The following is a 26,666-nucleotide window of genomic DNA, read 5'->3' on the forward strand; positions in this document are numbered from 1 at the left end:
GGAGAGAATTGCTTGCAAGTTACGAACCGCCCAGGTGAACATATCACCTGCTTGATCATCATGATTGCCACCATCGTATGGGTTCAATGGACATCATTCCTTCTATCCGCGGCGTGGGGAATCGGACTGATCCTGTTAATATATACATTGTGCAAGCTAAGAAGCGTACGCAAGATATCGATTCAGATAAAGGACACGGCCATCGTGGCCCTTATTATGGTGATAGGTTATATGCTCTATCATTCTTCTGGTGAAATCATCAAACATGGATTAGCGGGGGACGATGCCTGGGCCATCATCCTATCGAGGTTAAGCCTGATATTATTTGTATTACCCTTTGCACTGGCGGCCATGTTAACGAAGAAAAAACCGTTATACCTTGCCACGGGTTCATGGGGAACAACGATTTATTTTCCATGGATATTCAAAGGCCCGGTACAAGACCCGATCTGGCGTTTCATGCTCATTTTCCTGGTTGTCGTCTGCTCCATTTTTTCATTCTTTATTGACTGGGGACAGCCGCATTTTCTCTTTCTTATCGGTTATGCACTATCATTTGCGCTGATCAATGCCGTCCTTGAGGAGCTGCTGTGGCGGGGATACATACTTAGTCATTTTGTAAGTGGATTCGGTGAGCTGAAAGGGCTTGTCATCACCGGAGTTACCTTTGGTTTATACCACTACCACCTTGGTTTTTCATGGCCGGTTTGTCTGCTGTTTTCAATCTTTGGTATCATGATGGGTGGCGTGGCTATTCGTTCCAAAGGGGTGGTTCCCGTGATGGTTATGCATTTTGTGATGAATGTTTTATTTGTTCTTAGCGGCATGATCCTGTGAATCAATCGAATTATAAGGCAAAAACTTCAGCCTGGTTGGAGATGATAAAGCATATGAAGCGATCATGGCAAATGAATTTATTTTTTGCATGTTTGGTTGTCATTTATTTTATCCTTGGGTTCATGTTGCTGCGTTACGCATGGAACTCCTGGATTCCGTGGGATGTGCCCGAAAGCGATGTTCTTGTCCTATTTGTTATTATCGTGGTATTAATACCTGTATCCGCGGTTTGTTCGGAGTGGACCATCCGGGGATTGGCGAAATTGCTGAGAGGATCGTATTAACTTCCTAAGAAGGGCGTCGATAGACGTTCTTTTTTTGTTTTGACCGGTATGGGCAGACTATGGGACAAGCAATGTTGGTCTAGTTTTATAATTATCAAAAATTTTTTTAAAAAAAGTGCAGGGGCAGCTTTCAAAGCTGACGTCTATGTATTTGGGAAGGAGGGGAGAGTTATTGATGCTGAAACGTTAATCACGCGCATCCTGCAAGGTGATCAAGAAGCCTTTCGGGAACTGGTGAACCATTACAGCCAGCACGTGTTCCATACGGCATACTCGGTCCTGCGGGATGCCAAGGAAGCGGAAGATGCGTCGCAGGAAGTGTTTATTCAAGTATACAAAGCTCTCCCCCAGTACCGATCTGAAGGCTTTAAAACCTGGATTACACGCATCACGCTAAATAAAGCGATTGATATGAAGAGGAAGCTTTCCCGTAAACCGCCGGAGCAGCTGCACGGCGAACATGATGAAGTGCTGGATAAACTCCCTTCCCGGGACGAAGACGTGGTTTCTCTGCTCGTACATAAGGAGAGAAGAGAGGAACTTCGAGAGAAAATTAAACAATTGCCGGACAATCACCGCGCTATTATAACGGCTTTTTATTTGGAAGAGAAAAATTACGAACAAATCGCAGCCGAGCTGGATGTCACGGTCAAGACGGTGGAATCGAAATTATACCGGGCCAGACAATGGATTCGGAAATCTTGGAAGGAGGAGGAATGGAAATGAACGTGAAGGATAACGAGCTTAAGATGCTGACGGCACGATATGTTAGAGGAGAAGGCTCGGCAGAAGAACGGTCTTCTTATGAAGAGCTCATGTTATCGGATGACAGCGTGCTGGAGATCTACATGCAGGTACTGGCGGAGCTTGATTCCGAACTCCCTGGCCTGTCAGACCCGGAAACATTTACGCAGCAGGTGGTGGAGCACGCACAAATTAAGCCATACACCCATAGAGCACCGCTGCGGATTCAGGAACGTCCGAAGCGATGGTACGAACGCGCGATCGTCCATTACACCATTGCCGCCTCCATTACCATGCTGTTTCTCTTCACCGGGGCATTTGACCGACTTCTTCCCGGCGAAATGAATCATGATGTTCCATTATCCGAAACACCCTCCTACAGTGAGCAATGGGTAGAAAAAACAACGGGCTGGCTTGACCAGCTAATGTCCAGATAAGAAAAAAGAAAGGGAGATGCCAAGTGCAACCGCAAAAAAGTAAAGGGTTTGCCTTTATATTAAATATCCTTCCGGGCCTCGGCCATTATTATTGGGGGAGAAAGGGACGCGCCCTGCTATATCCATTCTTGTTCTTCGCAAGCCTGTTCGGTGGATTTGTGCTTGGGATCATGACGGCATCCGACGCGGTTTTTGCGTTGGGAATTATCGGAGCCTTAATGATCTGGGGTATCAGCATGCTTGACCTGCTAATTGCTTTGATCCGGTATACGCCTGTAACGATTATCCACGATGAATATGGACGGCCGATGGAGATTCGTCAGGAAAAGAGTGATGAGTCAGAACGCTTTTATACCATACTGCTGTCCTTCATACCCGGTTTGGGGCATTTTCAACTGGGATTGATGCAGCGAGGGTTGTCATTCCTGATCGCATTCTTCGGACTTGGAACGATTCTGCTGTTCTTGACGGGCTTGACTCACGAATCGGTATTCCTGCTGTTTCTGGGCATGCTGCCCATTATTTGGCTCTACTGCATGTTTGATGTGGTTCAGCTGGTTAACCGCAAGCAAGCTGGAGAATTTCTTATCGATCGCACGCTGTTTGATGAGCTTGAGAGCGGCAGAGAGAGCGGACGCCGGAGTAAAGTGTTTGCCACCTTATTATCGGCGTTTCCCGGAGCGGGTCAAATGTATTTGGGATTGCAAAAACGCGGACTGCAGCTCATGGTCCTATTTCTTGGCAGCATTTATGTGTTGGATGTACTTAAGCTGTCGCTATTCCTGTTCTTGATTCCGTTGATCTGGTTTTATGCATTCTTTGACGGTCTGCAGCAAGTAAGCCGTTACGGCAGGGAGCCGCTGCGCGATCGACCGATCATCTCGGGACTTGGGAATCAGCAGCGCTGGCTCGGTCTTGGACTGCTTGTACTCGGAATCTATTTCGTATTTAGCAGTGTTGTGATGCCTTATATCGATACACATTTTCCTCATCTGCAGCTGGATTACCGCATTCGTTCCTACTTGAAGACCGCGATTATCGCCGTTCTTCTTATCGGAGGAGGAATCAAGCTGATGACTGGCTCGAAAAAGGATTCGTTAAGGGGAGAGCGTTCATATTATGATAGCGACAACGAATGAGATGTCCATTAATTAATAACATCTAGGGTCAAGTCGATAGCGATTTAATCAAAAATAGATATGAACGAGATATGGAGGGAGATATCGTGGCCAAGAATCTGTATTATCTGTTGTATATTGCTCTATTTGTTGTGACATGTTTGTTTATCTTCAATGCTTATGCATCACCGGATCAGGTACCTGCGCCTTCGATCTCTTTAACGGAGCATGAGCAGAATCGGCTATAGTTTATATAAAGAAAAAACCTGTAAACGATTTTGAATCGTTTTACAGGTTTTTTAATTTTCGTTCAACGAGTATGTATATCAGGATAAAAACGATCACGGTCGCAATGCCTGTCGTCATGAAATGGCCGGTAAGCCTGGCGATCAGCAGCAGGATGACTCCAAAAATCATCAGCAGCAGACTGACATAGGCGTTGGCAACTTTAAAGTTCCGTTCATTTTTGAGAGATGACGTCGTTTTATAAGCATAAAAACTCTTGGAACTTTTGGGCGGAATCAAAAAGAGGACCAAACCATACAAAACAAATACGATGCCAATGGCTAAACTTTCGAGCATCCTTACACACTCCTAACGGAAATATAACGCCGGATGCACCCCAAGAACGCTGGATAAGGGAGCATCCGGCTGTTCAAGCCCTATATCTGCAAATATGAATATATTACTTGGATCCGGCTGCATTCAGAAGCAGACGACGGTAGGCGTATTCGAATATAAACTCAAAAGCCTCCAGATGTTTCTTGGCTTCGAATGCATTTTTGCCCCAGGCATAGATGCCGTGGTTACGCAGCAATATGCCGGGTACAGCCGGATCGAGCGCATCCGGAACGAGCTCCGCAATCCGTGGAATGTCTGCATAGTTCGGCAGGATCGGAATGCGAATCGCCGCGTCCTCTTCCCAAATATTAAAGGCTTTGATCAGCTCGATTCCTTGGGCAGGGACATAACCTTGTTCCCCATACCAATCGCTGATCAGATTGTTGTCGATGGTATGCACATGGAAAATGGCACCGCAGCCGGTCTTGCGATAAATTTCGCAGTGAATCAAGGTTTCCGCGCTAGGTTTTAAGCCGGTTGCTTCGCAAGGCACGCCGTTCTGATCCACAAAAAGATAATCTTCGGGCGTATGTACCGACTTGTCTTTTCCGCTGGCTGTCACCGCAAAATAAAACTGCTCCGGGTTGAACTCGCCGACACGGACAGATAGATTACCGCTGGTGCCGGGGAACCAGTTTCTAGAAGCGAACAGTTCCTTGATCCCTCTAAGATCCTGCAGGGCAGCCTGTTTCTGTTCAAGCTGGATATCTGAAAATGCCACTTACAGCACCTCCTGTTTAAACTTATCTTTCATGTCGTTCTGGATATCGGTAAAGGTCTCGAAGGGTACATGATGTACGCCTAGCTTCTTGCATTGCTCGGTGAGCGAGGAGCGGGAATAAACCAGATCCGCTTGTTTGGCACCTTCAAAATCGGTCAGGCTGTCACCGATCAGAATGCGGTAATACCGATCGACAGGAAAACGGTCCATCACCGTGACTTTGCACATGCCGCAGTCGTTATGGCAGGAATCCTTGCAAGGATGAGGCCAGGTAATCTCAATGCGGTCCCCTTCGAAATTGGAGCCGTTGCAGAAGATATGGTCTGCCGGGATGCCAAAAGGCTTCAGCAGAGGATCGACAAAGAAATCGATACCGCCGCTTGTGACGTAGAATTCAATCTGTTCGGATTTCAAATAATCCAGGAATGCACTGAAGCCTTCCCGAATCCCTGCATGGTTTAGAACATATTCGGTAATTTCTTCTCTCATGGAGGAAGGGAAGAGCGCGAACATGCGGCCTACGCCTTCCCGAATTGAAATGGTGCGGTCAAGCGTGTCCTGCATGATCGACTCAAAGCCTCCCGGTTTGAAGTGCTTCATAATGGCGACGATGTTATCGTTGTTTGTGATGGTTCCGTCGAAATCGCAAAAAATGATCGGCTGTTTATCTCCTGATGTCATACTTCTCCTCCCCAGATGTCCAATGCGGCTTTCAGCTCTTCGTGTTCCTCGGCAAAGTGGGCGAGCGGCAAGGATTTCATCGTCGCCTCGATTGCTTGTACAAAAGCTTTGCCGCCCGCTTCGGTTCCCATCGGATGTCCGTGGATTCCGCCGCCAGCGTTAACGACGACATCGGTGCCGAAGTCCCGGATGATGCGGGGAACGAGTCCCGGATGAATTCCTGCGGATGGTACCGGCATGCTTCGTTTCACGCCAAGTTTAGCGCTGTGCAGCTCGTCGCGTATCGCGAGATTTTCTTCTCTCGGCATCGTTACAGATCCGTAAGGAGAAGGAAAGAGCACCAGATCCGCGCCGGCGATCCGCATCAGCTGGCCGAGCAGCACCGGAGCCGTTATTCCATAGTATGGAGAAGGGTAAATGGCACCGGCAAGCGCAGGGTGAGCCGCGATAGGCACGGTGATATCCGGATCACTGCTTAACTCGTGCAAAACGTCATACCCATAGGACAGCACATTAAAGAGCAGGGCGTTAGCGCCGGCATCAATCGCACGCAGCGCTTGCTCACGCAGCCGCGACGTCCGTCCGGTCAGATTGGCTGCATACAGCAGTTTTTTGCCTGTCTGTTGTTCCACGTCGGCAGCAGCCTGGATGCACATGCTGACCCGTTTTTCGATCGGGGTGAGGTCGTTCTCGAACAGGATTTCATCATCTTTGATAAGATCCACCCCACCTAGCGCCTGACGGATAAATTGGGCTCTAAGCTCGTCCGCATTCATTCCGATAACCGATTTGAATATGCTCATGAGCAGTGGGCGGTCTTGGACGCCGAGAAGATCGCGGACTCCGTCGATGCCATATTTCGGTCCGGGAAACGCACTCAGGAATTCGGGAGACAAATCCAGGGAAGTCAGTTTGATGCGTCCGTCCATGGAAATTTTGCCGAACACGGTCACCAGCAGGGCAGGGATATCCCGGCTGAAATTAATGTCCGGATAAGCAATGCTAACGTCTGCGTACCGGCTGCCTGGCTCCCAGCCCTCGTGAACCTGAATGTCAACAACTTCGCCAAGATGCTTCTGCATCGCTTCACGCTTGGCTTGCGGCAGCTCGGTCCAGCTGCCGACCGTCATGCCAACGGCGATGGAAGTCGCTTTCTTACGAAAATCCGCCTGGTCGTCATAGATTCGGTACGTTGCGATACAGCGGCTCATGAGATCTGCTCCTTCAGCATGGCGCCCATTTCTTTGGAGCGCTCAGCACAGCGGTTCACGGCGGCAATGACGGTTTCGAAGAAATCGCCTTTATCGAGCGTTTCGAGGGCCGCTTGCGTTGATCCGTTCGGCGATGTAATTTTCGCGCGAAGCGATGAAGGCTGTTCCCCGGTCTGCTGCACCATCCGGGCGGCGCCCAGAATGGTTTGGAGTGTCAGCTCGCGGCTTTGCTCCGGCGTCAAGCCGCCGCGGATCCCTGCGGCAGTCATGGCTTCCATCATGTAATAGAAGTAAGCAGGACCACTGCCGGATATACCGGTCAAGATATCCATCTTCTCTTCTTCAATGACCGTTACATTACCAACAGCTTCGAACAAGGTCATGACCAGTTGGCGCTGTTCTTCGCTGATTTCCTTCGAGAACGCGATTCCTGTGGAACCAAGCCCGATGGAGGCGGATGTATTCGGCATCGTACGTGCAATGGGCTGCTGGGTTCCAAGCAGCGTCTGCGTCGTGTAAATCGAAAGTCCGGCAATCACGGAGATGATCAATTGATCGCTTGAGAGCTTCGGTCCAAGTTCTTTTAACGCTTTTGCAGCATCCTTCGGTTTCATGGCAAGCACGATCACCGGCGAAGTTTTCAGAATTTCGATTTTAGCGGCATCGTCGTTGTTGATCTGGACACCAAAGCGCTCACTCAGTTCCTGAAGGCGCTGAACATTGCTCCGATTGAGCATCGTAATATTCTCAGGAAGCACGACAGAGCGGCTGACTAATCCTCGTACGATCGCTTCGGCCATCGAGCCGGCGCCGTAGAAGGTGATTGCTTTATCTATTAAAGGTCGGTTCTGCGGGGATTGGCACATCGTTATTTCCTCCTTTATGGTGTTAGATGAATGATTTATTCGCGTATTTGACCACTACCGATAATAACATATTTGGAAGAAGTAAGCGCGGGTAATCCCATGGGTCCTCTGGCATGCAGCTTCTGGGTGCTGATCCCGATTTCGGCGCCGAAGCCAAATTCAAAGCCATCGGTGAAACGGGTCGAAGCGTTATGATAAACTGCAGCTGCGTCTACTTCCTGCAAGAAGCGCTGCGCATGATCCTTATCCTCCGTAACGATACATTCCGAATGCTTTGTGCCATAAATCGAAATATGCTCAATGGCCTCATCCAGGTGATCCACGATTTTGATGTTTAAGATATAGTCGTTGTATTCGGTTGCGTAATCCTCAGGCGTCGCTTTTGCAGCCCAAGGAACGCAATCCAGGGTACGCTGACATCCGCGCAGCTCGACGTTACGCTCGCGGAATGCTTCAGCCAGCACGGTCAGATGTGATTTGGCATAATCAGCATGGACGAGCAGGGTTTCCATGGAATTGCAGACCGAAGGGCGCTGCACCTTGGCATTGAGACTGATGGCAACTGCCATGTCCGGCTCTGCCGATGCATCTATATAGGTATGACATATCCCGGCTCCGGTTTCGATCACGGGCACCGTGGCATTTAACACAACGTTCTGGATCAGCGAGCTCCCGCCGCGAGGGATAATGACATCCAGCAGTCCGTTGAGTTTCAGCATGTCATCCACGGAGGAACGGTTCGGGTCCTCGATAAGCTGAAGCGCATCCTTAGGCAGTGCGGTGCGTTCCATAGCTTCGTGAAGCACCTCGATGATTTTGCGGTTGGAGGAGAGGGCGGATGAACCCCCGCGAAGTACGACCGCGTTGCCTGTCTTCAAGCACAGTCCGGCTGCATCGACCGTCACATTTGGACGTGCTTCATAAATGATGCCGATCACGCCAAGGGGAACACGTTTCTTGACGATGTTCAGTCCGTTCGGGCGATCGATCGTTTCCAAGGTGTCGCCGATTGGGTCCGGCAGCTTAACGATTTGGCGTAAGCCTTCGGCAATGCCCTCGATTCTGGTTTCATTCAGTGCCAATCGGTCCAGGAGGGAGGCGGAGGTGCCAAGCTCCTTCCCGCGACGTAGATCCTCCGCGTTTGCTTCCATAATATCAGCTGTCCGTTGGATCAGTGCGTCTGCCATGATGAGCAGAGCCTGATTTTTCTCCTCGGTGCTCAGTCTGCCAAGACCGAATGCGGCCTGTTTGGCCAGCTTGGCTTTAATGCGAACCTCACTCATAATAATTCCTCCTTAGATGGATGATTAGGAAAAGCATTATTGGTTATGGGAACCAGATTATTTTAACGTGATCCATTCATCTCGGTGAATGACCTCAAGTCGATGGATTTCCCCGATGATGTCGATCACTTGACTGCTCGTCAAACCGAGCACGGCTTGCAGCTGGTCTTCGTCGTAATTGACGATCCCCCTGCCGAGCCTCTCGTTGTTCATATTAACGACTTCCACCACGTCCCCGGCATGGAAGCTGCCTTCGATCCGTTTTATGCCAACGGGAAGGAGGCTGTGGCCTCCGTGAATCAGCGCCTTCTCGGCGCCCGGATCGACAACGATCCGGCCTAGCGGCGAGGACATAAAGCCGAGCCACTGCTTTTTCATCGGCAGGGAGGATAGGTGGGTAGCAAAATAGGTGCCTTTACCTGCATGTTCAAGCGCCTTAAGCAAATCGCCGGTCTCGCTGGCTTTGCCGATGAAGACGGGGACACCGCCGCGGGTGGCGATTTTGGCAGCATCGATTTTCGATCGCATGCCGCCGGTACCAACGCTGGAGCCAGCGCCTCCTGCCATGCTGTAAATCTCATCGGTAATTTCATCAATTTCCTCATATTTCGTTGCATCAGGCGACTTGCGTGGATCAGCCGTGTACAAACCATCCGTATCGGTCAGGATGATTAATTGCTGGGCGCGGACCAAGTTCGCAACGAGCGCGGATAACGTATCGTTATCGCCAAATTTCAGTTCGTCAATAGAAACGGTGTCGTTCTCATTAATAATCGGAATAACGCCTTGCTTCAGAAGCTCCGTAATCGTCATGTTGGCATTATTCATGCGTTTGCGGTTCGCGAAGTCCGTTCTCGTCAACAGAATTTGCGCGGCCTTCAATTGATGGGAGGCCAGCGCATTCTGGTAAGCACGCATCAGCAGCGCTTGGCCCAGTGCGGCGGATGCTTGCTTCTCATGCAGCAGCTTCGGTCTGCTCTCGTAGCCGATCTCTCGAAACCCTGCTGCGACGGCGCCGGATGTCACGAGCAGAACCTCATGACCGGCTTTGCGGAGAGCGGCAAGCTCTCCGGCAAAGAAGGCGATGGAATCCAGATTAAGTCCGCCCTCATCTGTCGTAAGGGAGCTGCTTCCGATTTTTACGACGATGCGCGATAGCATCGTGATCACTTCCTTGTATTTATGATGGGTAGGGATAGCTGTAACGAATCCATTTCCTGAAAATAAAAAAACTTCCGTCCTGTATGAAAAAGGACGAAAGTTTGACTTCCGCGGTACCACCTTTGTTGATGAGCGCAGCTCATCCGGCTTTAGCCCTGTAACAGAAGGCACTGTCCTGGCAAGCCAGGCCGCTCGGGGGTAGGTTTCGGAAAGGGGGTCACGGCAAATTCTTTCAGCCCATGGAATTCGCTCTCTGGTCATCGTGCCATATGCTTTCGTACTGGTCCCGTCATTGCGTTTTTGAAAACTGCATTCAATTGTTATTGCAAGAATAGCACATCGTTTTTGTTTTTTCAAAAGGAAAAAGGTTAACCGAACAGGTTCAGCTTACCGATTCGGTAGGCGGCTTCCCGCATTCGCTCTTCGCTGCTTAACAGGCCGACGCGGACATATCCTTCGCCGTGATCGCCAAAGCCGACACCAGGCGCAACCGCGACCTTGGCCTCCTCAAGCAGCAGATCGGCAAAGGATACCGAGGTAAAGCCCTTCGGTACCGGCAGCCAGCTGAAAAAGGAGCCAGCTGGTTTTTGAGCTTCCCAGCCGATTTCGGACAGGGCGCTATAGAAAACGTCCCTTCTCGATTGGTAGCGTGCGACCAGCGCCTTAACACAATCTTGAGGCGATGTCAGAGCCGTGGCCGCTGCGGCCTGAATGCCGCCGAACAGGCTGACGTAGATGTGGTCCTGCAGCATATTGATCAGCGAGATGATTTTTTTGTTCCCCAGGGCAAAGCCAACGCGCCATCCGGCCATATTATAGGTTTTGGAGAGCGTGTAAAATTCCACGCCAACTCCTTTGGCTCCTTTTGCCTGTAAAAAGCTGACTGGACGATCTCCATCAAACCCGATCGCTCCATAAGCAAAATCGCTGGCTACGACGATCCCGTGTTCGGCGGCGAATGCTACCGTATCCTCGTAGAAGGACAGGGGAGCGACGGCGGATGTCGGATTATTCGGATAATTTAAAAACATCAGCTTCGCTTTTTCTCTGTCTGCTGGTGTGATCGCGCCATAGTCGGGAAGAAACCGGTTAGCAGCGGTTAACGGCATGAATTTCATTTGGGCACGGGCCAGTGCAACGCCTGACCAGTAATCCGGATAACCGGGGTCCGGGACAAGACATACATCGCCCGGATTCAGGAGCACTTGCGGAAGCTGTACAAGCCCTGTTTTTCCTCCAAACAGAATCGCTACCTCCGTCTCCGGATCCAGATCAACGTTGTAGTCTTCTTTATATCGATGCGCAATGGCTTCTTTAAGAAAGGAAAAGCCGGTAAAAGGCGAATATTTGTGAAACTGCGGATTGTCGGCCGCTTCCTTCAAGCTGGATACGATATGAGGCGGTGTAGGCTGATCGGGATTTCCCTGTCCGAGATTGATCACATCATGTCCCTGCGCCACTTGGCGGTTTACCTTGGAGACCAAGGTCGCGAAAAATTGCGTGGGCAGCTGGGACATCATCTCGGCCGGCTCTATTTGGAATTCGTTTAATTTGTTATTCATTGCAGTTTCATCACTCCGTTATCTAATTACGCTCGAATACAGCTGATATTGAAAACAATTAGGATTAATTTAACACGATTTATCAGGGGTGTATAGAGGGAAATGGTGCTTGGGTGTTGCAGCAACATGGCGGGGGAGGCTATGATGATGACATATAGAGAATGGGTGAATTCCTGAAAAAGAGCCCGATCATGGATTTCATGATTAGCGGCGCTGGTGCTGGATTCAACCGGAATAACAGGAGGCTGCAAGATGACTGGAGAAGCAAAGGCTCAATTGAATATCGCACTTATCCAAGCCGATATTGAAATAGGAAACGTAAAGGCCAATATGAGTAAAATGCTCGGCATGATGGAGCAGGCCGCAGCGGCTGATAGGAAGCCGGACGTCATCGTGCTGCCGGAAATGTGGAATACGGGGTATGCGCTGGACCGAATTCAAGAGCTTGCCGATCCCATGGGACAGGAAACCTCTCGCATGCTGAGCGAATTTGCACGAAAACATCATATCCAAGTCGTAGGCGGGTCTGTAGCCGAACGAATCGAAGATCGGATTTATAACAGCATGTATGTATTTAACCGGAGTGGGGAGCAGATCGCCAAATATTCCAAAATGCACCTGTTCCGCCTGATGGATGAAGAGAAGTTTCTGCAAGCCGGGCAGCAGCCCGTAACCTTTGAGCTGGAACAATTAAAAGCGGGCGCGTCGATCTGTTACGATATACGCTTCCCCGAGCTGTCTCGCACCCTCGCACTAGGCGGCGCTCAAGTGCTGTTTGTGCCAGCAGAGTGGCCGCATCCGCGGCTGCATCATTGGAGAACACTGCTCATGGCCAGAGCGATCGAGAACCAAATGTACGTCGTTGCGTGTAATCGAGTAGGAACTAGCGGAGAAACGGACTTTTTCGGTCACTCCATGATCATCGATCCCTGGGGGGAGGTCATTGCCGAAGGGGATGAGCAGGAAATGATCCTGACCGGTACGCTGGATTGTGGTCTTACGGATGAAGTGAGAGGACGCATTCCGGTTTTTGAAGACCGTCGTCCGAATTTGTATTTTCAATAAAAGTATTTATTGTTAAACTCCTCTAAAAAATGAAGTTTCATCTGGGCAGAGGCGGGTATACTATGGGTAATCCGTCTGAGAGGAGGCTTTGAATGATGGCAGACAATAACCAATTCGACAGCCAAAACCATGAGCAGGAAGAAGAGCAGAAACAACAGTTCCGCAACTTTGTAGAAAACGTTGCCGGGGGCGGCAACGGAAAGAACGAGTCGATTCAGGACCAGTCCCGTACTGCGGATGAACAGAACCGATTGATTGACCAGCATAATTTGCGCAAATAAAACTCCGTTTGAAACGAAATGGGAGTGCTATAATTTCACGTTGAAAGGAAGCTCAGCTTGGTCTTGTTCATTGACCTTGGCTGAGCTTCTTCTCTTTATTTATGGGGCAGCGTGCACTAGTCCTGAACGCTCTCCACAGCCAGCTTGTCCATGACCTGCTTAAAAGTATCGATGAACGCATCCGCCGCTTTGGACAAATAGCGGCCGTTGCGGTAAGCCACAACCAGTGTGCGGCTCGGAACCGGATCAGCGAGGGGCAAGTAGACCGGAATAAACTCGCTGCGTTTCGCACGGGCGATAAAACGGGGCACCAGCGTTATGCCCATTCCGGTTGCGACCAGAGATTGGAGCGTCTCGATGTTGCTGCTCTCGAATACAACGTTCGGTTCAAAGCCGGCCTCCCGACATATATCAAAGGTGAGCTTCCGGAAGCCCTGTCCTTTTTTGAGGACAACAAACGCTTCGTTCCGGATTTCATCGATTGTGATGGGCCGTACGGGATCGGAGGCTGCCCGCAGCGCAAGCGGATGCTGCGGAGGAACAGCCAAGTCGATCATTTCCTCACCGATCGGAATCCAGGACAGCGACGGCTCGGACAGCGGCAGCGCCAGGAGGCTAAGATCGGCCTTGCCGCTGGCCGTCAGCTTCTCCAGGTTCATGGAGGAATCTTCCAACAGGGTGATCTCAATATCCGGATATCCCTTTTTAAAGGCGGGCAAAACCCGTGGCAGCAGGTGAGAACCTGTAATCGGCATGCTGCCGACTACGACCTTACCCTTTCGAAGCTGGGAGATGTCCGACATCTCCTGCTTCAGCTGCTCGACGGCGTCCATGATCTTCTGGGCATGCTCGACGAAGCTGGCTCCGGCATGGGTAAGCTCAACGTTGCTCGTATTGCGCTGGAACAGCAGCACGCCGAGCTCTTTCTCCAGCTTGGAGAGCTGCTGGCTCAAGGAAGGCTGGGCGATATGAAGCTTCTCCGCGGCTCGGGAAAAATTTTTATCCGCCGCGATTTGCAGCGTATATTGCAGTTGTCTCAGTTCCATTTAAGCATCACTCCGTTATAGCTGAATCCTATTACTTTTATAGATATTATATCTTGGAACAATGAAGAAGGAAATGATATATTACTATCAACGTAAAGATGATGCGTTGTAGATCTTCCTTATATTTAAAGAAGATAACAAGCAATTATCTTCTCATGGACGTAAAGAACAATGGGGTGATGATGATGAGTAAGAAGACAATGTTCGAAAAAATTTGGGATAACCACGTTATTCATCAAGAAGAAGGCAAGCCGGGTATTTTGTACATTGACCTGCATTTGGTTCACGAGGTAACTTCACCGCAAGCATTTGAGGGTTTGCGTCTTAGCGGCCGTAAAGTACGCCGTCCTGAACTGACCTTCGCAACGATGGATCACAACGTTCCAACGAAAGACCGTTTTAACATTACGGATCCGATTTCGAAGCAGCAAATCGATACACTGACCAAGAACTGTCAGGATTTTGGCGTTACTCTGTATGATCTTGATACGATTGATCAAGGCGTTGTGCACGTCATGGGGCCGGAACTTGGCTTAACGCATCCGGGCAAAACGATTGTATGCGGCGACAGCCATACATCTACACACGGTGCATTCGGCGCCCTTGCGTTCGGTATCGGAACAAGCGAGGTTGAGCATGTTCTGGCAACCCAATGTTTGCAGCAGGCCAAAGCAAAGACCATGGAAGTGCGCTTTGTCGGTCGCCGCAATCCGGGTGTAACGGCTAAGGATATGATCCTTGGCGTCATCGCGAAATACGGAACGGATTTTGCAACAGGCTATGTTATTGAGTATACGGGTGAAGCGATCCGCGAATTGTCGATGGAAGAGCGCATGACCGTGTGCAACATGTCCATCGAAGGCGGAGCCAGAGCGGGCATGATCGCTCCGGATGAAACGACGTTTGAATACTTGCGCGGACGTCAATATGTTCCGCAAGGCGAAGCTTTTGATGCTGCAGTGGCAGCTTGGAAAGAGCTTGTGACAGACGAAGGCGCCGAGTTCGACGTGGTGGTTGAGTTCGATGTAGAATCTCTGATCCCGCAAGTAACCTGGGGAACGAGCCCGGGTATGGGTACTGACATTTCCTCGACGGTTCCTAACCCTGCGGATTTCAAGACCGAGAATGAGCGCAAGGCAGCGGAGAAAGCGCTGGAGTATATGGCGCTTGTGCCAGGGACGCCAATGTCCGAAATTCCGATCGATTATGTCTTTATCGGTTCTTGCACGAATGGACGCATTGAAGATTTGCGTGCGGCAGCAGCCGTAGCGAAGGGCCATAAAGTGTCCAGCAATGTGACAGCCATCGTTGTTCCCGGATCAGGTCGAGTGAAGATCCAGGCTGAACAAGAAGGGCTCGACAAAATTTTTGTTGAAGCGGGTTTCGAATGGCGTGAAGCAGGCTGCAGTATGTGTCTTGCGATGAATCCGGATGTACTGAAGCCGGGGCAACGCTGCGCATCCACGTCCAATCGTAACTTCGAAGGACGCCAAGGCCGCGGCGGCAGAACGCATCTCGTATCGCCGGCAATGGCAGCGGCAGCTGCGGTTAAAGGACGCTTTGTGGATGTACGTGACTGGAACTTTGCTGCCGAAGAAGTTGTGAGCTAAGAAGGACGGAGGAGAAGTTTATGCAAGCATTTACGAAATTACACGGTATTGTCGCACCTGTAGACCGGGTGAATGTAGATACGGACGCCATTATTCCGAAACAGTTTTTGAAACGGATTGAACGTACAGGATTTGGACAGTTTCTGTTTTACGAGTGGCGGTTTGATGAAGAGGGAGGCAATATCGACAGCTTCTCGCTGAACCAGCCTCGTTACCAAGGCTCGACCATTCTGATTTCCCGTGCCAACTTTGGCTGTGGTTCTTCCCGTGAACATGCCCCTTGGGCGATTCTCGATTACGGATTCCGCGTGGTCATCGCTCCATCGTTTGCTGACATTTTCTACAATAACTGCTTTAAGAACGGGATTCTTCCGATCAAATTGTCGGAGGAGCAGGTGGAAGAATTGTTCCAGCGCACAGAAGGTAATGAAGGATATAAGCTGAACGTCGATCTGGAGAGCAAAACGATAACGGATGATCAAGGACTCCATATTGACTTTGATCTTGATGAGCACCGCCGTCAATTCCTGCTTCAAGGACTGGATGACATCGGTTTGACGCTGCAGCATGAAAGTGCAATCGATGCATACGAGAAGAAGCATGGGGAGCGTCTGTTCGCTTAATCTCGCAATTCCACTGCAAAAGGTTACAAGATTATTAAACTTCCATTTCCTGTGTAGGAAATGGAAGTTTTTTTTGGTATTATGGAATTAATATGCAGCGGAAGATAAGAGGAACCATTGTTTTATGTCAGTAATTGTCCGGCAGCGTCTGGCCGGGAATGTGCTGATTTACATATTTTTAGTTTTATTGCTAGATTTGCTTTTCAAATTTAATCATGGGATGATCGAGGTGGATTCATGAAGAAGTTAGGTTTTGTAATGATGTTGATAGTCTTCTTGCTTGCGTTTCCGAAAAGTGGTGAAGCCAGTTCTTCAAATGCGACCATTTTTCTTGACGGGGAACCATTGAATTTGTCTTCGGGCGTCCAGGTAGCCAACATGAAAGGTAACGTGATGATTCCAATCCGCGTGGTTTCCGAGAATCTCGGCTTCAAGGTAGGCTGGGAGAAGGCCAGCCAAACCGTTACCGTGGAGAACAGCGAGAAGACGGTCCGCATGGTGGTCGGCAGCCAGCAGGCAGAATTGAACGGTGCCCAGGTTGATCTGAATTTGCCACCTGTCTTGAATGGGAAGAGCACGCTTGTGCCGCTTCGGTTTGTTAGTGAACAGATGGGGCTTGATGTGAAATGGGACAACCAGGCGAAGGCAGTGTTCCTCTCCAGCTCCGTTCCACCGGTCTCCGAAGGAGAGGTTGATCCAGGTGCCGGAAACAATCCGGGCAGTCAAACACCTCCGCCTGTCGAAACAGGGAATCAGGCAGGCATGACTGGGCTCAGCTTTAGCGACAACCGGTTGATGATTGCTACAGAAGGTTCGGTTACGCCGAAAGTGTTCAGCATGACGGGGCATGATCGGATCGTTATCGATCTTCCGAACACCGTGTACTCTGCTTCCTTCCTGAGCGGACATTCCGTGAACGAGCAAAGCGGCGGCATTATGGAAGTTACGGATTACTCTGACGTTACGAATATTAGATATGCCGTGTTCAGCGATAACCCGCCAACGGTGCGTATCGTATTGGATTTGACCGGACCTAAGAATTATGCGGTGACACAGGAATCAGGCATCATCATCGTTGATCTGAACGCAGAGGGAGAAATCCTCGTACCGCCCGTTCCTCCGGTGACTGGCAACGGCAAGAAGACGGTTGTTATTGATGCCGGTCACGGCGGCAGTCAGCCGGGCGCCATCAGCGCGAACGGCAATCAGGAGAAGGTTCTTAATCTTAACATTGCTTTGAAAGTGGAAGCCTTGCTGAGAAACGAAAAGAACATTAATGTGGTGATGACGCGGAGCGACGATTCAACGCTGGGTCTTAGCGATCGCGTGAAAGTGGCGAATTCCATAAAGGCCGATATATTTGTATCGATTCACGGAAACAGCAACAATTCCAGCAGTCCGCACGGCACTGAGACTTACTTCACGAGAGATGCCAGCAAACCTTTGGCAAACGTGATGCATAAACATCTTGTCAAGGCGACTGAACTCATGGATCGGGGAGTCAAATATAGCAGTCTTCATGTGACGAGAGAAACGACGATGCCGGCTGTCCTGCTCGAGATTGGCTTTTTAAGCAACAAGGGTGACGAAGCCCAGTTGTTTGAAGACGATTTCCAAAATCGTGTTGCACAAGGTATTGTAGCGGGTATTAAAGAATATCTTAAAGTACAATAATGTGTACAAGATTTGAAGAACTTAGAGGGGGACGAAAGTCATGAACAAAAAATATTGGATGACAGGATTGCTGGCGCTGCTGCTTGCATTTAGTGCCGGCTGTGGACAGAAGCCGACTGCAGCCCCTGCCGAGACAAATCCGGAGACCGCAACAGAAGAAGTACAAACGCCGCAGGATAATCCGGAAGAAACGGCGGCTGATGATCATAAGGAAGATGAAGCAATACCTGTAAACGCAGGCGAGGGAGCAAGCACACCACCGCAGGGCACAACCGGTGAAAGTACTGGAACCCCTGAGGATACAAAGGATGTGAAAGCTACCGAGGATCAAGCGAAGAAGGTCAATATTAAAGTCTATTATACGGATCCCGAAATCATGGACTTGAAAGAGGCAAGCAAAGAGATCACGTATACGGGTGAAGAGGATAAATATAAGAAAGCCTTTGAAGGACTTCAAACGAGCAGTGATGCTGAACTAAGTCCACTATGGTCTGATAAAATCACGTTGAATTCTCTCAAGTTTGAAAATGGCGCTTTGACACTGGATATCACCAAACCAGCGGAAGCCAATCTCGGAGCTGGAGGGGAAATGTTTGCGATTGATGCCTTACAGAAAACCTTCTTCCAGTTCGATGAGGTGCAGTCCCTGGAATTGCTGGTAGACGGTAATCAGATCGAAAGTTTAATGGGACATGTTGAGCTCGAGCATCCAATGACTCGGAAGTAGTTATAAGGAACTATTAACGAAATTCAAATGCAGGACCAAACACCTATTTCGGTTTTTGAAATAGGTGTTTTTTTGGTAAAAAGGGAACAATTTCGCAACTTTCATCGTGACTTTGCGTCTATAGGTTGTCAGGTAATGTCGGACAGGCCGAGTGCAGAAACGCCAATCTGTGGCAAAATAATAGGATGGTAGGGGTGAAGGATGAAGAAGTTCGGTTTTTTAATGTTTCTGGTTGTCATCATGATTGCGTTTCCTAAAATGGCGGATGCGAGTTCGTACAGCGCAAAGATTTACCTGGATGGCCAACAAATCAATCTGTCATCTGGCGTGAAGGTCGAGAACAATAATGGCACCGTCATGGTTCCGATCCGAGTCATTTCCGAGAATCTGGGATTTGACGTGTACTGGAACAAGGCGACCAAGACGGTAACTGTCCAAGACGGCTCGCAGACAGTAACGATGGTGATTGGGAGTCAGCAAGCTGATATCAACGGTCAGCGCGTACAAATGACCAAGGCACCTGTTCTTCGTGGCGGAACAACACTGGTTCCGATCCGGTTTGTAAGTGAGCAGATGGGCCTTCAAGTAAGATGGGATAATGCGCAGAAGTCAGTCTATCTGACCTCGTCCTACGACGGGAGTAACCCTGGTGAAGAACCCGGCGTAACTACGTCGACTGTAGACGGTATCAGTTTCAGTGAAAACAGGCTGATGGTCGCCGTTACGGGCAATGCCAAGCCGGATGTATCAAAGCTTAGCAATCCGGACCGTATCGTCATTGATATGGTGAACACGAATTTCTCGGATACGTTCAGCAGCAACGCCAGCTTTGATGACGTGATGAAGACCGGTCAGATGGACGTAACGGGATATCCGGATGTCAAATCTGTACGTTATTCCTTGTACAACAGCAATCCGATGACCGTGCGCATTGTCATTGATCTCAACTATGCCAAAAATTACACCATTTCAGGCCTTGAGAACGGATCGGGCCTATTCATTGTGGATTTGAATACGGGCTCTAACCCTGCACCTGGTGCAGGCGGGAAGAAGCTTGTGGTCATAGATGCGGGTCATGGAGACCACGATCCGGGAGCTATCGGGGTAACCAAGAAGAGGGAGAAGGATTTCAACCTCGCGATGGCGCTGAAAGTTGAGAAACTGTTGGCCAAAGAACAAAATATCGAAGTCGTTTTGACTCGCAGTAACGATACTTTCCTCGAGCTGAAGGATCGCGCAAAAATTGCGAATGATCTGAAGGCTGATGTTTTCATATCGATACATGCTAATAGCGGCCCTTCCACTGCAAGCGGAACCGAAACGTATTACTACAATGAATCTGACAAAGCGCTGGCGAATGCACTCCATAAAGAGATCGTAAAGGCTATGGGCTTAAAGGATCGCGGAGTGAGATACGGCAATTTCCATGTCATTCGCGAGACCAAAATGCCTGGCGCTCTGCTGGAAGTCGGATTCCTGAGCAACAAGACCGATGAGAGCAAGCTATTTGATCCGGCAACGCAGGATCGAGTAGCCGAGGCTATTGTCAGAGGCATCAAAGGTTATTTAAAGGTTGATTAACGATACGACAGTGAACGTGATTGCAGGAGGTGGCTACTTTTGAATAAAAAAATATGGTCGGCTGGCCTATTGGCAGCCGTAATGCTGATTGGTGCCGGTTGCGGACAGAAACCCGGAGCAGCTCCAAACGATACACCGGAGCAAATAACGCCTGCACCTGATAATCAGACAGGACAGGATCATAGTGGAACGTCGAACGGATCAGGTGGATCGTCTACGGGCAGCGTCAGCGAAGTGACAACGCCGGAAGCAAAAACAGAGAGCATCAAAGCCTATTACACGGATCCTGATTTGATGGAGCTGGTAGAAGGTACGGCCGAAATTACGTATAAGGAAGATCAAGAAAAATACGAAGCGGCCTATCAAGCATTACAAAAGAGCGATAAGGGTGATATGGTTCCCCTGTGGGAGAAAATCGGACTGAATTCGTTGAAATTTGAAAACGGAGCTCTGACGCTCGATGTGACGGTCCCGGACGAAGCTAACCTGGGTGCAGGCGGCGAGTCGTTTGCCATCGATGCGATCAAAAAAACCTTTTTCCAGTTTGACGAAGTGAAATCACTTCAAATTCTGGTGGATGGTCAGCAGACCGAATCGTTAATGGGTCATGTCGATTTGGAAAATCCGATGACTCGGTAATGATGGTTGAAGGAGATCACGATCTGCTGTCGAATATTAGTATATGATGAAGCAGTAGTTATTGAGAGGGGAAAGAAAATGGTACTTAGACACAGCAAACATGTTCATTCCAAAAAAGTGGTCTCCGCCGTCATGGCCGGACTTATAGCATTCGGAGGCGGGGCTTCGATCGTCTCGGCAGATGAAGAAGCAGCAAATGCGACAACGGCAAATGCATCCCAAACGGCCATAAACGCATTCAGTGACGTGAATGCCGGATATTGGGGAGAAAAGTATATTTATCAGTTAGCAGCACAGGGGATCGTGACCGGGAATAACGGAAAGTTTCGTCCGAACGATCCCGTAACGCAGCAGGAAGCCGTAACGATGGCGATCCGGTTCTTAAGCATGCAGGATCAATTAAGCAGCGGCGCTGCGACATTACCGACAAATATTAAAGTGAATGACTATTTTACGAAGTATGTTGAACTGGCTTTTCAGCAAAACCTGCTCGACAAGCAAAAAGAATCCGGATATACGGACGAGAAAGTCATTTGGGGCGCGCAGAAAGCATCCCGGGAATGGATAACCGAAGTCCTTGTCCGTTCCATTGGACGTACGGCGGAGGCTGATGCAGCCAAAAATAAAGCGACAGGCTTTGCGGATAACGCCAAGATATCCCCGGATCGTCTGGGTTATGTTAATGTAGCGGTTGAGTTAGGTCTTGCAAAAGGCTTGAACGGCAACAAGTTCGATCCGCAAGGGGCCGTTACCCGTGCCCAGCTTGCAACGTTCCTCAGCCGGGCCCAAGCCTACATTACCACAAATTACGAGAACCAATACAAAGGTTCTATCGCTTCGATCGAGAACGGCAAGCTGGAGCTTTATGCCGATGGCAAGCTGAATTCATTCAAGCTGGATAATTCCACAGCGTATTTCACCTCGGATTCGGAGAAGAGATTGCAATTCTCGGAGATCAATCCTTACACACAAGCGGTGGTCATCGTGAATAACGGAACCGCTGCTTACGTGGAAATTACGGATTCGACCCAGCAAGTGGAGCGGTTTGACCGCACATATGCACGTTTGTCGCCGAACAACGTCATTTGGCTGGATACTGGCAGCACCTTTGAAGAGCTGAGTTACGAGCCAAGCACGGTGTTCCTGGATCAGAACGGAACCAAGATCGATCCGAAGACGCTTGCTGCCGGCAGTTTGCTTACGATTGAACGCGAAACGTACAGCCCGCAGAAGAAAATCGTTTCAATCCGCGTAAAGAGCGGCTTGGTTAACAAGACGGGAGCAGGCGTTGTTCAGAACGTGGATACGGTAAACAAAAGAGTAACCCTTAAGGATAGCACCGGTTATGAGGACACGTACACGTGGGATGATGCAACCGTCATTCGATATCAGAATCAAATTTTGGCTCCGGCTGAATTGAAGAACGGCTACACCGTGAACTTTACGGTAGAAAACAGCGTTCTGCAGACGCTGGAAGTTACGCAAAGCGTCGATCGTAGCGTGCAGGCAATGCTTTATTCCATTGAAGAGAACGGGAAGACCATCACATACAAGCGAAGTGGAAGCACGCAGCTCGAAACGAAGTATCTGGCAGAGAAGCCGGAAATTATGATAAACGGCGTGGCTAAACCTGTTCTGTCCGATTTACTCGCTGATGCCGTATCCGGTGACCAGGTAACACTGACCATTAACGGTGAGGAAAAAATTTCGAAAATCGAAGTAACGGGTCGTCAAATTGAGCAGTTGGATGCCGTTACCGTCGTAAATTACGACGGGAAGACGCATTGGCTGACTGTCAAGGATGCGAACAACCAGCCTCGTGTAATCGTCTTGGATGACAAGACGAAGCTGGACTCGAGCTACGGAACCACGTTGGATAAAGTTGGACCACTGCTTGTCTCGGGACGCAAGGTAAGTGTCTCCCTGATTGGTACCCGCGTACTCTCATTAGAAGTGGTATACAAAGTTGAAGGTAAAATTAACAGCATTAACACATCCAAGCAAGTGATTTCGATTATGACCGCTAACGGTAAAGTGGAAGAAATCTCTTACTACAATAGTCCGATTGTAGAAATCTTCGGCAGATCAGGCGCATCCCTGGCAGATTTACGGATTGGTGACGAAGTGTTAGCCCAACTGTCGAACAATCAGGATTACTTACAGAGCTTAAAACTCAAAACTTCCGCACAATTTGAGGTTGTTTCAACGGAACCCACAAGGAACCGTATTCGAGTGAAAGCTAACGGCTCCACAAGCGATATTTATACCGATAAATCCATATTGACCGGCGAAACCGGACAAGCAATTTTGCTCGCTGATTTGCGTCCGGGAGCACTCGTTAATATAACGTTCCAAGGCTTAACGCCTGTAGCGGTAGCTGAAGTTAAATTGACGCTTGGCGAAGTGACAAGCGTTGATGCTTCCGCAAATGCATTGACCATGAAGGATTATTCAGGCAATAGCCAGACGTTAGGTGTAAGCGGCGGAGTTAAAGTCGTTAAGAATGGTTCAACGGCTTCGAATTTAAGCGCATTGACCTCAGGAGATCGCGTAGAGATTCGAAAGGACATTCAGGGCGTAACCATTATCCAGGTTCTGGAGAAGGTTGAACGTGCATTCTGGCAGGCAAGCAGTACGGAAATTCAAGTAAAACGTAAATCGATTAACGATAATTTCCGGTATGTATTATCCGACAAAGTATTTGTTCATCAAGGTGACACTACTTTGTCCGTGCAATCCCTTAAGGAAAATGATAATATTGTACTGTACTTAAACAACGGTGTCGTTGTTGAGATCGTAAAACAGTAAATTATCGACCTGGGATTGCTCGAGAAACACCGTCTTGATGCGGGGATTTCCGCATCAAGATTTTTTTTTGCGGGAGGGAAATCATATGAATGCGGCAACGGTACGGCATATTTTGGACACGATGGAGAGCATGTTTCCGGATGCACATTGCGAACTGCATCACAGCAATGCGTTTGAGCTGACCATCGCCGTGCTGCTGTCCGCCCAGTGCACGGATGAAACGGTTAATAAAGTAACAAAGGATCTGTTCCAGAAATACAAAACGCCTCTGGATTATGTATCGGTACCGATTGAGGAACTTGAGCAGGATATTAGGCGGATCGGTTTATACCGGAATAAGGCCAAACATATTCAGAATTTGTGCAGGATTCTGATCGAACAGTATGGCGGTGAGGTGCCGGAAGCTCATGATGAACTGGTCACATTACCTGGGGTTGGACGCAAGACAGCCAATGTCGTCGTTTCCAATGCCTTTGGTGTGCCTGCCATCGCGGTAGACACGCATGTGGAGCGGGTTTCCAAGCGACTTGGACTGGCAGCCTGGAAAGATTCCGTGCTGGAAGTGGAGAAAAAGCTGATGAAGCGGGTACCGCGTGAAGAATGGACGCTGACCCATCATCGGATCATTTTTTTCGGACGGTATCACTGCAAGGCACAAAATCCGCAATGCCCGGTATGCCCATTGCTGGATGTTTGCCGTGAAGGAAAGAAACGTATGAAAACCTTAGCAGTCAGGAAGAATAAGGAACAACTGTAAAACAGCAAGAAATAGACAAAAAAAGATTCATCTGATTCGTTGGGAACACGGTACTTTAATGAATAGCTAGCGAAATGGACATAATTGCAAGCAAGCGCAATGCTTGCCTTTGTCTCCGGATTTCTATCTTTAGCCGCATGGGTGAATGGAAATCTGGAAACAACAGTGATCAAAAGTCGGTTTTTCGCGAGGTGAAAGAGGACGGTATCCTGGATCGGCATGAGCTAAATTTAAAAGAGGATGGGATTACACATGAAATGCATCTCTGTTTACACCGACAATTTTGAATTGTTCTCAGATATTTTTGAACATGTTGTGGAGAGCCAAAGCCAGCTGAGTGAGAATGAAGAGCAAGAAGTCGAAGGCGTGACGTTCAGTCATTCCGGGGATGCTCCCGAGCATTATCTGGAGCGTATGTCGCAGAAGCCTGAAGTGGTGGTCATGCGCGATAAATCACGCGGGTTAACCATTCTGCAGCACGGAAATGTATTCGAAATTTTAATTCCGGCAGAAGAAAACACCGTTGTATCTTAAGTTCTTCAAATTTGATGTTTTAAAAAATGAGATAAACCTGGTTCTTACAGGGTGATCGAGTGTGTACTTTTACCTCATTCCTCCTGTATTTGCCGGCATTAAGAAGGTTTGGACCCATGGCAGGCAAGGAAGATCACTTCCTTGACCTGCCATTTTGCATAGATAAAGGACTGTTATATCAAGACAACGGCCGAAAATGAAATGCAATGATTCCTTTACAGTGCAAGCGGTGATAAAATAAAATGATGTGAATAGAATGTGTCAGAAATTGAGAGATCAATGGACAGGAGCGAGAAATGACATTGAAGTTGATGGCTGAGCATGAAATCGGATACAGTGTTACGGAACTAACCAGAGTTCGCGACCGTTTTTTGGAGTGGAATGACGAATCTTCCTCCGCATTGACGGAGGATTTAATACGCAAGGGTACAGGTGGTGAATTGACGCTGGCCTTCTGCGGACATTTTTCCGCAGGGAAGTCGAGCATGATTAATGCGCTTTGCGGCAAAAAGGTGCTGCCCTCGGGTCCGGTACCTACGAGTGCGAATGTGGTTACAATCCGAAGCGGTGAGCCGCGGGCGTTGATTCACCGATCTGCTGCGGAGCCTGGAGAGCCTTTAACGGTAACCATTGACGAACTTGCCGAATACTGCAAGGAGGGCCGGGAGTATTCCGCAATTGAAGTGTGGGATGATGTGCCGCTGCTTGGCGAAGATGGCGTCTTGATGGATACCCCCGGGGTTGACTCAACGGATGACGGGCACCGGCTTGCCACGCATTCTGCCCTCCATATGGCTGACATCGTTTTTTACGTCATGGATTATAATCATGTGCAGTCCGAGAGTAATCTGATGTTTGCCAAGAGTTTGTCCGATTGGGGCAAACCGCTGTACCTGATCGTAAATCAGATCGACAAGCATCGTGATGAAGAGTTGACGCTTTCTGCTTATCTGAATGACGTGAAGAAGGCGTTCGCCCAGTGGAAGATCACGTATAAGGGGCTGCTATGCACTTCGCTTAAAGCTCAGGATCATCCCTATAATCAATGGGGGCTACTAAAGTCCTTGATCGGTGAATTGATATCTCATAAGGAGCCGTTGCTGCGCTACAGCGTATCCTGCTCCATTCGTCATGCTGCCGATCAACATGTAGAGGCCTATACCAGAAGCCATCAGGAAGAGAAGGAGCGGCTGCTGGAGGAAATGGGCGGCGAGGAGGCCGCAGCGGCGATGAAAGCGCGGCTGCAGGAGCTGGAGGATCAAAAAAGAACCGTCCAGCTGCTGCCAGAGACCGTTCGCTCGGAGCTGCGCAAAGAAGCGGATGCCCTTCTGGCAAACGCCAATCTGACGCCGGCGGATGTTCGGGATTTAAGTCTGGCTTTCCTGGAAAGCCGCAAAAGCGGGTTTAAAGTCGGGTTTCTGTTCACAGGCGGCAAAACGGAGGAGGAGCGTCGGCGCCGTCTCGAGGCTTTCTATCATCGATTGGAGGAACAGACCGCATCGCAGATCGATTGGCATCTGCGTTCGCTGTTCCGTAAAAGCGTGGAACAGCATACGGAGTGGAATACCGAATGGGAGAGCCTGATGGACGCTGAGCTTCCCGGTGTGCGGGAGGATATGATTACGCGGACCGTGAATCCGGAAGCGACGGTGTCCGGTGAATACGTACTGAACTATAACCGGGAGCTGGCCGAGGAAATCAAGGGCAGCTACCGCAGGGCCGTGTTGGTGCTTGCCGACCGGCTGAAGGCGGTATTGACGGACGCTGCGGCCGTCCGTCTGCAGGACCTGGAGCG

At 49.4% G+C, this 26,666-nt stretch carries 27 protein-coding genes; 18 read left to right on the plus strand and 9 right to left on the minus strand.

From position 1 onward, the window contains the following. Positions 1 to 12: 12 nt before the first annotated feature. From M4D81_RS30515 to M4D81_RS30540, 6 genes are all read left to right on the plus strand, one after another. A complete protein-coding gene (locus M4D81_RS30515) occupies positions 13 to 837 on the plus strand; it encodes a CPBP family intramembrane glutamic endopeptidase (RefSeq protein ID WP_260069197.1) in 825 nt (274 codons plus the stop codon). Between the two features lie 53 nt (positions 838 to 890). Next, on the plus strand, positions 891 to 1,121 hold the full coding sequence (locus M4D81_RS30520) for a hypothetical protein (protein WP_071218361.1): 231 nt from the start codon (positions 891 to 893) through the stop codon (positions 1,119 to 1,121). Between the two features lie 234 nt (positions 1,122 to 1,355). After that, a complete protein-coding gene (locus M4D81_RS30525) occupies positions 1,356 to 1,847 on the plus strand; it encodes an RNA polymerase sigma factor (RefSeq protein ID WP_071218426.1) in 492 nt (163 codons plus the stop codon). Continuing rightward, the gene (locus M4D81_RS30530) at positions 1,844 to 2,302 is read left to right on the plus strand and encodes a hypothetical protein (protein WP_260069198.1); all 459 of its coding nucleotides are present in this window, start codon (positions 1,844 to 1,846) and stop codon (positions 2,300 to 2,302) included. Before M4D81_RS30525 ends, M4D81_RS30530 begins: the two co-directional genes overlap by 4 nt. A 23-nt stretch (positions 2,303 to 2,325) precedes the next feature. Then, positions 2,326 to 3,441, plus strand: a complete 1,116-nt coding sequence (locus tag M4D81_RS30535) for a DUF6677 family protein (RefSeq protein ID WP_260069199.1) — start codon at positions 2,326 to 2,328, stop codon at positions 3,439 to 3,441. 86 nt (positions 3,442 to 3,527) lie between these two features. Then, positions 3,528 to 3,668, plus strand: a complete 141-nt coding sequence (locus M4D81_RS30540; RefSeq protein WP_194541975.1) for a hypothetical protein — start codon at positions 3,528 to 3,530, stop codon at positions 3,666 to 3,668. 40 nt (positions 3,669 to 3,708) lie between these two features. Here M4D81_RS30540 and M4D81_RS30545 read toward each other — a convergent pair whose 3' ends face one another. The 8 genes from M4D81_RS30545 to M4D81_RS30580 all read right to left on the minus strand — a co-directional run bounded on the left by M4D81_RS30545 (position 3,709) and on the right by M4D81_RS30580 (position 11,526). Next, positions 3,709 to 4,002 carry an SdpI family protein gene (locus tag M4D81_RS30545; protein ID WP_071218358.1) on the minus strand — a complete coding sequence of 98 codons (294 nt, stop codon included), beginning with the start codon at positions 4,000 to 4,002 and terminating at the stop codon, positions 3,709 to 3,711. Positions 4,003 to 4,105: 103 nt separating this feature from the next. Further along, on the minus strand, positions 4,106 to 4,762 hold the full coding sequence (locus M4D81_RS30550) for a methylthioribulose 1-phosphate dehydratase (RefSeq protein ID WP_113056887.1): 657 nt from the start codon (positions 4,760 to 4,762) through the stop codon (positions 4,106 to 4,108). Continuing rightward, entirely contained in the window at positions 4,763 to 5,443 is a 681-nt protein-coding gene (locus M4D81_RS30555; protein ID WP_260069200.1) for a 2-hydroxy-3-keto-5-methylthiopentenyl-1-phosphate phosphatase, read from the minus strand. Continuing rightward, positions 5,440 to 6,654, minus strand: a complete 1,215-nt coding sequence (locus M4D81_RS30560; protein WP_260069201.1) for a 2,3-diketo-5-methylthiopentyl-1-phosphate enolase — start codon at positions 6,652 to 6,654, stop codon at positions 5,440 to 5,442. The genes M4D81_RS30555 and M4D81_RS30560 overlap by 4 nt, the downstream gene beginning before the upstream one ends. Next, positions 6,651 to 7,520 carry a pyrroline-5-carboxylate reductase gene (gene proC / locus M4D81_RS30565; protein ID WP_260069202.1) on the minus strand — a complete coding sequence of 290 codons (870 nt, stop codon included), beginning with the start codon at positions 7,518 to 7,520 and terminating at the stop codon, positions 6,651 to 6,653. The genes M4D81_RS30560 and proC overlap by 4 nt, the downstream gene beginning before the upstream one ends. A 35-nt stretch (positions 7,521 to 7,555) precedes the next feature. Further along, positions 7,556 to 8,803 (minus strand): glutamate-5-semialdehyde dehydrogenase, encoded by a 1,248-nt coding sequence (locus tag M4D81_RS30570; RefSeq protein WP_260069203.1) that lies wholly within the window; start codon positions 8,801 to 8,803, stop codon positions 7,556 to 7,558. A gap of 57 nt (positions 8,804 to 8,860) precedes the next feature. Beyond that, entirely contained in the window at positions 8,861 to 9,964 is a 1,104-nt protein-coding gene (gene proB, locus M4D81_RS30575; protein ID WP_260069204.1) for a glutamate 5-kinase, read from the minus strand. A gap of 368 nt (positions 9,965 to 10,332) precedes the next feature. Next, the gene (locus M4D81_RS30580) at positions 10,333 to 11,526 is read right to left on the minus strand and encodes a pyridoxal phosphate-dependent aminotransferase (protein WP_260069205.1); all 1,194 of its coding nucleotides are present in this window, start codon (positions 11,524 to 11,526) and stop codon (positions 10,333 to 10,335) included. Positions 11,527 to 11,778: 252 nt separating this feature from the next. On the opposite strand from M4D81_RS30580, the gene M4D81_RS30585 reads away from it, so the two are divergent. Then, positions 11,779 to 12,591 carry a carbon-nitrogen family hydrolase gene (locus M4D81_RS30585; RefSeq protein ID WP_260069206.1) on the plus strand — a complete coding sequence of 271 codons (813 nt, stop codon included), beginning with the start codon at positions 11,779 to 11,781 and terminating at the stop codon, positions 12,589 to 12,591. A gap of 92 nt (positions 12,592 to 12,683) precedes the next feature. Further along, positions 12,684 to 12,872, plus strand: a complete 189-nt coding sequence (locus tag M4D81_RS30590; protein ID WP_233354816.1) for a hypothetical protein — start codon at positions 12,684 to 12,686, stop codon at positions 12,870 to 12,872. Positions 12,873 to 12,988: 116 nt separating this feature from the next. On the opposite strand, the gene M4D81_RS30595 is transcribed toward M4D81_RS30590, so the two are convergent. Then, entirely contained in the window at positions 12,989 to 13,918 is a 930-nt protein-coding gene (locus tag M4D81_RS30595) for a LysR family transcriptional regulator (RefSeq protein WP_260069207.1), read from the minus strand. Between the two features lie 185 nt (positions 13,919 to 14,103). Here M4D81_RS30595 and leuC point away from each other — a divergent pair, with 185 nt between their 5' ends. The 10 genes from leuC to M4D81_RS30645 all read left to right on the plus strand — a co-directional run. Beyond that, entirely contained in the window at positions 14,104 to 15,528 is a 1,425-nt protein-coding gene (gene leuC / locus M4D81_RS30600; protein WP_071218348.1) for a 3-isopropylmalate dehydratase large subunit, read from the plus strand. Positions 15,529 to 15,548: 20 nt separating this feature from the next. Continuing rightward, a complete protein-coding gene (leuD, locus tag M4D81_RS30605; protein WP_071218347.1) occupies positions 15,549 to 16,151 on the plus strand; it encodes a 3-isopropylmalate dehydratase small subunit in 603 nt (200 codons plus the stop codon). A gap of 237 nt (positions 16,152 to 16,388) precedes the next feature. Next, positions 16,389 to 17,825, plus strand: a complete 1,437-nt coding sequence (locus M4D81_RS30610; RefSeq protein ID WP_260069208.1) for an N-acetylmuramoyl-L-alanine amidase family protein — start codon at positions 16,389 to 16,391, stop codon at positions 17,823 to 17,825. Positions 17,826 to 17,865: 40 nt separating this feature from the next. Continuing rightward, on the plus strand, positions 17,866 to 18,552 hold the full coding sequence (locus M4D81_RS30615) for a GerMN domain-containing protein (RefSeq protein ID WP_071218345.1): 687 nt from the start codon (positions 17,866 to 17,868) through the stop codon (positions 18,550 to 18,552). Positions 18,553 to 18,753: 201 nt separating this feature from the next. Further along, a complete protein-coding gene (locus M4D81_RS30620) occupies positions 18,754 to 20,133 on the plus strand; it encodes an N-acetylmuramoyl-L-alanine amidase family protein (protein ID WP_260069209.1) in 1,380 nt (459 codons plus the stop codon). Between the two features lie 39 nt (positions 20,134 to 20,172). Beyond that, positions 20,173 to 20,772 carry a GerMN domain-containing protein gene (locus M4D81_RS30625; RefSeq protein WP_260069210.1) on the plus strand — a complete coding sequence of 200 codons (600 nt, stop codon included), beginning with the start codon at positions 20,173 to 20,175 and terminating at the stop codon, positions 20,770 to 20,772. A 78-nt stretch (positions 20,773 to 20,850) separates the two neighbouring features. Next, positions 20,851 to 23,580: an S-layer homology domain-containing protein gene (locus M4D81_RS30630; protein ID WP_260069211.1), complete on the plus strand. Its 2,730-nt coding sequence runs from the start codon at positions 20,851 to 20,853 to the stop codon at positions 23,578 to 23,580. Positions 23,581 to 23,665: 85 nt separating this feature from the next. After that, positions 23,666 to 24,337, plus strand: a complete 672-nt coding sequence (gene nth / locus M4D81_RS30635; protein ID WP_260069212.1) for an endonuclease III — start codon at positions 23,666 to 23,668, stop codon at positions 24,335 to 24,337. Positions 24,338 to 24,589: 252 nt separating this feature from the next. Then, complete coding sequence (locus tag M4D81_RS30640; RefSeq protein WP_006209564.1) at positions 24,590 to 24,871, plus strand: hypothetical protein; 282 nt, start codon at positions 24,590 to 24,592, stop codon at positions 24,869 to 24,871. 296 nt (positions 24,872 to 25,167) lie between these two features. Continuing rightward, positions 25,168 to 26,666, plus strand: a 1,499-nt coding sequence (locus M4D81_RS30645) for a dynamin family protein (RefSeq protein WP_260069213.1), incomplete at its 3' end; no start/stop codon positions are given.

The organism is Paenibacillus sp. p3-SID867 (genome assembly GCF_025142895.1).
Taxonomy (GTDB): domain Bacteria; phylum Bacillota; class Bacilli; order Paenibacillales; family Paenibacillaceae; genus Paenibacillus_AQ.

Coding starts and splice junctions, on each gene's coding strand:
- nth (WP_260069212.1), top strand. CDS start 23,666: ATGAATGCGGCAACGGTACGGCATATTTTGGACACGATGGAGAGCATG.
- proC (WP_260069202.1), bottom strand. CDS start 7,520: ATGTGCCAATCCCCGCAGAACCGACCTTTAATAGATAAAGCAATCACC.
- leuC (WP_071218348.1), top strand. CDS start 14,104: ATGAGTAAGAAGACAATGTTCGAAAAAATTTGGGATAACCACGTTATT.
- M4D81_RS30640 (WP_006209564.1), top strand. CDS start 24,590: ATGAAATGCATCTCTGTTTACACCGACAATTTTGAATTGTTCTCAGAT.
- M4D81_RS30585 (WP_260069206.1), top strand. CDS start 11,779: ATGACTGGAGAAGCAAAGGCTCAATTGAATATCGCACTTATCCAAGCC.
- M4D81_RS30545 (WP_071218358.1), bottom strand. CDS start 4,002: ATGCTCGAAAGTTTAGCCATTGGCATCGTATTTGTTTTGTATGGTTTG.
- M4D81_RS30570 (WP_260069203.1), bottom strand. CDS start 8,803: ATGAGTGAGGTTCGCATTAAAGCCAAGCTGGCCAAACAGGCCGCATTC.
- M4D81_RS30520 (WP_071218361.1), top strand. CDS start 891: ATGAAGCGATCATGGCAAATGAATTTATTTTTTGCATGTTTGGTTGTC.
- M4D81_RS30530 (WP_260069198.1), top strand. CDS start 1,844: ATGAACGTGAAGGATAACGAGCTTAAGATGCTGACGGCACGATATGTT.
- M4D81_RS30590 (WP_233354816.1), top strand. CDS start 12,684: ATGATGGCAGACAATAACCAATTCGACAGCCAAAACCATGAGCAGGAA.
- M4D81_RS30610 (WP_260069208.1), top strand. CDS start 16,389: ATGAAGAAGTTAGGTTTTGTAATGATGTTGATAGTCTTCTTGCTTGCG.
- M4D81_RS30615 (WP_071218345.1), top strand. CDS start 17,866: ATGAACAAAAAATATTGGATGACAGGATTGCTGGCGCTGCTGCTTGCA.
- M4D81_RS30555 (WP_260069200.1), bottom strand. CDS start 5,443: ATGACATCAGGAGATAAACAGCCGATCATTTTTTGCGATTTCGACGGA.
- M4D81_RS30560 (WP_260069201.1), bottom strand. CDS start 6,654: ATGAGCCGCTGTATCGCAACGTACCGAATCTATGACGACCAGGCGGAT.
- proB (WP_260069204.1), bottom strand. CDS start 9,964: ATGCTATCGCGCATCGTCGTAAAAATCGGAAGCAGCTCCCTTACGACA.
- M4D81_RS30630 (WP_260069211.1), top strand. CDS start 20,851: ATGGTACTTAGACACAGCAAACATGTTCATTCCAAAAAAGTGGTCTCC.
- M4D81_RS30620 (WP_260069209.1), top strand. CDS start 18,754: ATGAAGAAGTTCGGTTTTTTAATGTTTCTGGTTGTCATCATGATTGCG.
- M4D81_RS30595 (WP_260069207.1), bottom strand. CDS start 13,918: ATGGAACTGAGACAACTGCAATATACGCTGCAAATCGCGGCGGATAAA.
- leuD (WP_071218347.1), top strand. CDS start 15,549: ATGCAAGCATTTACGAAATTACACGGTATTGTCGCACCTGTAGACCGG.
- M4D81_RS30580 (WP_260069205.1), bottom strand. CDS start 11,526: ATGAATAACAAATTAAACGAATTCCAAATAGAGCCGGCCGAGATGATG.